Source organism: Komagataeibacter kakiaceti JCM 25156 (assembly GCF_000613305.1).
On record NZ_BAIO01000158.1, the window covers coordinates 1 to 4,729 of the forward strand.

The 4,729-nt window shown below is 65.8% G+C and carries 3 protein-coding genes and 2 pseudogenes; 1 reads left to right on the forward strand and 4 read right to left on the reverse strand.

Annotated elements, in window-relative coordinates; all coding sequences use genetic code 11:
- The first annotated feature begins 109 nt into the window (after window positions 1-109).
- Window positions 110-573: pseudogene (locus JCM25156_RS23110) on the forward strand (hypothetical protein).
- 23 nt (window positions 574-596) lie between these two features.
- Here the strand turns inward: JCM25156_RS23110 and prfA are convergent.
- The 4 genes and pseudogenes from prfA to JCM25156_RS09510 all read right to left on the reverse strand — a co-directional run.
- On the reverse strand, window positions 597-1,658 hold the full coding sequence (gene prfA, locus JCM25156_RS09490) for a peptide chain release factor 1 (protein ID WP_025812886.1): 1,062 nt from the start codon (window positions 1,656-1,658) through the stop codon (window positions 597-599).
- Between the two features lie 2 nt (window positions 1,659-1,660).
- Window positions 1,661-2,916: pseudogene (gene hisS / locus JCM25156_RS23115) on the reverse strand (histidine--tRNA ligase).
- A gap of 84 nt (window positions 2,917-3,000) precedes the next feature.
- Window positions 3,001-4,161: a flavodoxin-dependent (E)-4-hydroxy-3-methylbut-2-enyl-diphosphate synthase gene (ispG, locus tag JCM25156_RS09500; RefSeq protein ID WP_025812887.1), complete on the reverse strand. Its 1,161-nt coding sequence runs from the start codon at window positions 4,159-4,161 to the stop codon at window positions 3,001-3,003.
- Between the two features lie 185 nt (window positions 4,162-4,346).
- A partial coding sequence (locus JCM25156_RS09510) for a DUF4115 domain-containing protein (protein ID WP_025812888.1) occupies window positions 4,347-4,729 on the reverse strand: 383 nt, incomplete at its 5' end.

Genomic DNA, 4,729 nt, shown 5'->3' on the forward strand with positions numbered 1-4,729 from the left:
TCCGCGACGCAGGCGGGGTGTGGCGGCGAGCAGGAGCTGGCGCAAATTTGTGGGCGCGGGGGTCATGGCATCTTTCATCGGGGCCGCTTTCCCTTCATATTTTGGAACCATGCAAATGTCTGCCTTCTCTTCCCGCCTTGTGCGGGCCCTGTGCGCCGCGATGCTGTGCGTGGGGAGCACCACACCCGCCCTTGCCGGTTCTTTCGAGGTGGAGGACGGGTGCAGCCCCGATGAGGTCTCGGAAGTATCGCGGCTGTATGTGGATGAACAGCTTGTCGCGACCTTCCGCCTCGATCAGGACCATGCCAGCCAGACTACCCGTATCGAAACCGCGATGGGGCGGACAACCCACAGCTACGCCCTGTGCGGGGAAATCACCATCCGCCGCCCCGGTGGGAAGGTCGAGATCCATCAGGTCAGTGGCGAGGGCGTGCTGCATGAGCCGACGGGCATCATCTGGTCGCCCTGGGCGCGCGCAACTTCACCCAGTTCTACCTTGCCGATCCCGATGACCCGGAGGTGGCGGAACGTCACCCCGGCCCCAGCTCGCTCTGCGCGCCGCCCACGTCGTAACAGTGGCGGCGTGTAGGCCGTTATTAGCCATCATCGGCGGCCAGCAGGGCGGCCTGTTCTTCCTGTGTCAGCGCATCGACAAACTCATCCAGATCACCCGCCATGACCCGGTCGATCTTGTACAGCGTCAGGCCGATACGGTGGTCGGTAACCCGGCCCTGCGGGAAGTTATAGGTACGGATGCGTTCGGAGCGGTCGCCGGTGCCGACCTGCGCGCGGCGGTCGGCGGCGCGGCTTTCATGGGCGGCGGCGCGGTTGCGTTCATACAGCCGCGCGCGCAGGATCTTCATGGCCTTGGCGCGGTTCTTGTGCTGGCTCTTTTCTTCCTGCATCGCCACCACGATGTTGGTGGGCAGATGGGTGATGCGCACGGCGCTTTCGGTCTTGTTGACATGCTGCCCCCCCGCGCCGGACGCGCGGTAGACATCAATGCGCAGGTCGGTCTCGTTCACCTGTACATCCACTTCCTCCGCTTCGGGCAGGACCGCCACGGTTACGGTGGAGGTATGGATGCGCCCCTGGCTTTCGGTCGCGGGCACGCGCTGGACACGATGCACGCCGGATTCATATTTCAGCCGCGCGAACACGCCGCGCCCGGTAATGCTGGCGATCCCTTCGCGCAGGCCGCCCAGTTCCGACTGGTCGTATTCCAGTATCTCGAATCGCCAGCCGCGCTGGTCGGCATAGCGCTGGTAGGCGCCAAACAGTTCGGCCGCGAACAGGCCCGCTTCGTCACCACCGGCGGCGGGGCGGATTTCGAGTATGGCGCTGCGCTCATCCGCTTCGTCACGCGGCAGCATGGCCAGGCGGATGTCATGGCGCAGGGCGGGAATCCGCGTGCGCAGCGTGTCCAGCTCGGCCTGCGCCAGTTCGCGCATTTCGGGGTCATGGAGCATCTGGCTGGCGTCGTGTTCCGCCTGTTCGGCTTCGCGCAGCGCGCCCACGCGGGCCACGATCGGCTCCAGTTCCGCGTATTCGCGTGATGCCTGGCTGAATTCCGACCCTGACAGCCCTTCCGCCAGCAGGGCCTGAAGTTCCTCGCAACGGGCGACGATGCGGTCAAGGCGGTCGTCAAACTGTGCCACGTTCAGCCTCTTTCGGGCGTTCCGGCCAGAAGGAAGGCCGCGACGCCATCCATTGGCACTTCGGTCTGTTGCCCGCTATCCAGATCCTTGGCCTGCACCACGCCACGGGCGATCTCGTCACTGCCGATCACGATGGCATGGGTGGCGTTCATGCGGTTGGCGCGCTCCATCCGGCGCTTCATGTTGCCGCGATAGGCCGTCTCCGCCCGGATGCCCGCGCCACGCAGCGCCTGCAGCACGGTAATGGTGGCGGCCTGCGCCTCATCCCCCATGGGTACGAGTGCGACGGGACGCGGTTCGGGCGGGGCGGCGTCCAGCAGCATGGACAGCCGCTCGATCCCCCCGGCCCAGCCGATCGCGGGGGTTTTGGGGCCGCCCATTTCGGCCACCAGACCGTCGTAGCGGCCACCGGCCAGCACCGTGCCCTGCGCGCCAAGGCGACTGGTCACGAATTCAAAGGCGGTATGCCCGTAATAATCCAGCCCGCGCACGATGCGCGGATTTTCCCTGAACCGCACGCCCATGAGATCGAGCGTGCGGCGCAGCCCGTCCCAGAACTGCAGGGCTTCGGGGGTCAGGTACTGCGCGATCATGGGGCGTCGGCCACCAGTGCACGGTCCTTTTCATCCTTGCTGTCCAGGATGCGCAGGGGGTTACGCTCCAGCCGCGACTGGCTATCGGCCGAAAGGTCGGCCCGGTGCGCGCTGAAATAGGCGATGAGCGCGCTACGCCAGGCGTCGCGGCTGGCCGTGTCCCCCAGCGTGTTGAGTTCAAGCACGGTCTCGCCCTCGATCCCCAGGGCGCGCAGCACGTCGCGGCCCATGGCGATGACTTCGGCATCGGCCAGCGGCTCGGCGGCTCCCAGCAGTTCCGCGCCGATCTGGTGGAACTGGCGGTAACGCCCCTTCTGCGGGCGTTCGTAGCGGAACATGGGGCCGGCGTAGAAAACCTTCTGCGGCAGGGACTGCGTCAGCCCGTTGGTCACCAGCGCCCGGCAGATGGCCGCCGTGCCTTCGGGGCGCAGGGTCAGGGATTCGCCGCCCCGGTCCTCGAAGGTGTACATTTCCTTGGAGACGACATCGGACGTATCGCCCAGTGAGCGTGAAAAAACCCGCGTATCCTCAAAGACAGGGGTCGACCACTCATCAAACCCGTACAGGCTGACAATGCGGCGCGCCGTCTCCACAACATGGTCAAAGCGCCGGCGATCCTCACCGATCAGGTCATGGGTGCCACGAACGGGCTGTATGCTGCTCACTACGCGAAATTCCTGCACTGGATCGGCCCGCCCGCACCGTGGCGGGCCGGTAGATGGCGCGCATTCTCCCGCGCGCCGCGTGTCTCAGTCCGCGGGGGACATGGTGGCCTCGCGGGCCATTTCCTCGGCCGGGGTGTTGGTGGCGTCCTCGGCCTGAAGCTCGGCGGCCTTCTTTTCAACCAGATCGACGATATGCTCGATCATGTCGCCCGCCGGCATGGTGTGGTCCTGCCTGCCCGCGGCATAGACCATGTGGCGACCGGAACCGCCGCCGGTCACGCCGATATCGGTCATCAGCGCCTCACCGGGGCCGTTCACCACGCACCCGATGATGGAAAGTGTCAGCGGCGTCTTGATGTGGGCCAGACGGTCTTCCAGCGTCTGCACGGTCTGGATCACGTTGAAGCCCTGACGCGCGCAGGACGGGCAGGAAATGATCTTCACGCCACGGTGGCGTAGCCCCAGTGACTTCAGGATGTCCCAGCCGACCAGCACTTCCTCTTCCGGCTCGGCGGAAAGGGAGACACGCATGGTGTCGCCCACGCCCGCCCACAGGAGGTTGCCAAGCCCGATGGAGGACTTGACCGTGCCCGCGCGCTTGCTGCCCGCTTCGGTAATGCCGATATGCAGCGGATGGTCGCATACATCGGCCAACTGCTGGTAGGCCGCGACCGCAAGGAACACGTCCGACGCCTTCACGCTGATCTTGAACTCATGGAAGTCATGATCTTCAAGGATTTTTGCGTGTTCCAGCGCGCTTTCCACCAGCGCGTCCGGGTTGGGTTCACCGTATTTTTCCAGCAGGTGCTTTTCCAGCGATCCGGCGTTCACGCCGATGCGGATGGAGCAGTTATGGTCCTTCGCGGCGTTGACGACCTCACGCACGCGCTCGGCGCTGCCGATGTTGCCGGGGTTGATGCGCAGGCACGCGGCCCCGGCCTTCGCGGCCTCGATGGCGCGTTTGTAGTGGAAGTGGATGTCGGCCACGATGGGCACGTTCACCTCACGCACGATTTCAGCCAGCGCCGCCGTGCTTTCCTCATCGGGGCAGGACACGCGCACGATGTCCACGCCCGCCATTTCCGCGCGGCGGATCTGGTCGATCGTGGCCTGGGCGTCGGTTGTCAGCGTGTTGGTCATGGTCTGGACCGAAACCGGGGCGTCCCCCCCGACCGGCACATTGCCGACATGGATCTGCCGCGACTTGCGGCGTTCGATGTGCTGATAAGGACGATAGCTGCTCATTCTGTGCCCTCCAGATAAGGCGGCGGTTTCGGCTCCGGCCCGCTTTGGCGGGGCGCGGCGTGATCCGGGGTCTGTTCAATGCCGTTTTTGGCATGCGCCCCGGAGTGGACCATGCCAGAGAAGACCATTCTACTCCGGATCAACATGCGGCGGGAGGGGCGATGGCGGATTATTGCCATTTCCCGTTACGGCGCTGGCGTCGCCCCCGTTGCGGCGGGCGGGCTAACCGGCGCCGCCTGCGCGCGCAGGACGGAGCCATCGGCCACGGCCTGCGGGCTTAACGCGATGTTGCGCCTGACCTCCCCATTGCGGCCCAGCGGCTGTGTTGTAACCCCTGCGGCGGAAAGAGTCAGCCCACCGGCATTGCCCACCGTAAGTTCCAGCCCGCTCAGCCCCTGCGGGGTCTGCCATGTCTCACCGGGTTGCAGGACATGGTCATACAGCACCGGGCCACCGGGCTTGCGCACCTGCACCCATGTCGTGGCGCTTGCGCTCAGCGTCACGCTATCCGTGGGCGCGGGCGCGGCCTCGGGGGGGGCGGCGGGAACATGGTCTTCCCCCATCTTTT

Coding starts and splice junctions, on each gene's coding strand:
- ispG (WP_025812887.1), bottom strand. CDS start 4,161: ATGAGCAGCTATCGTCCTTATCAGCACATCGAACGCCGCAAGTCGCGG.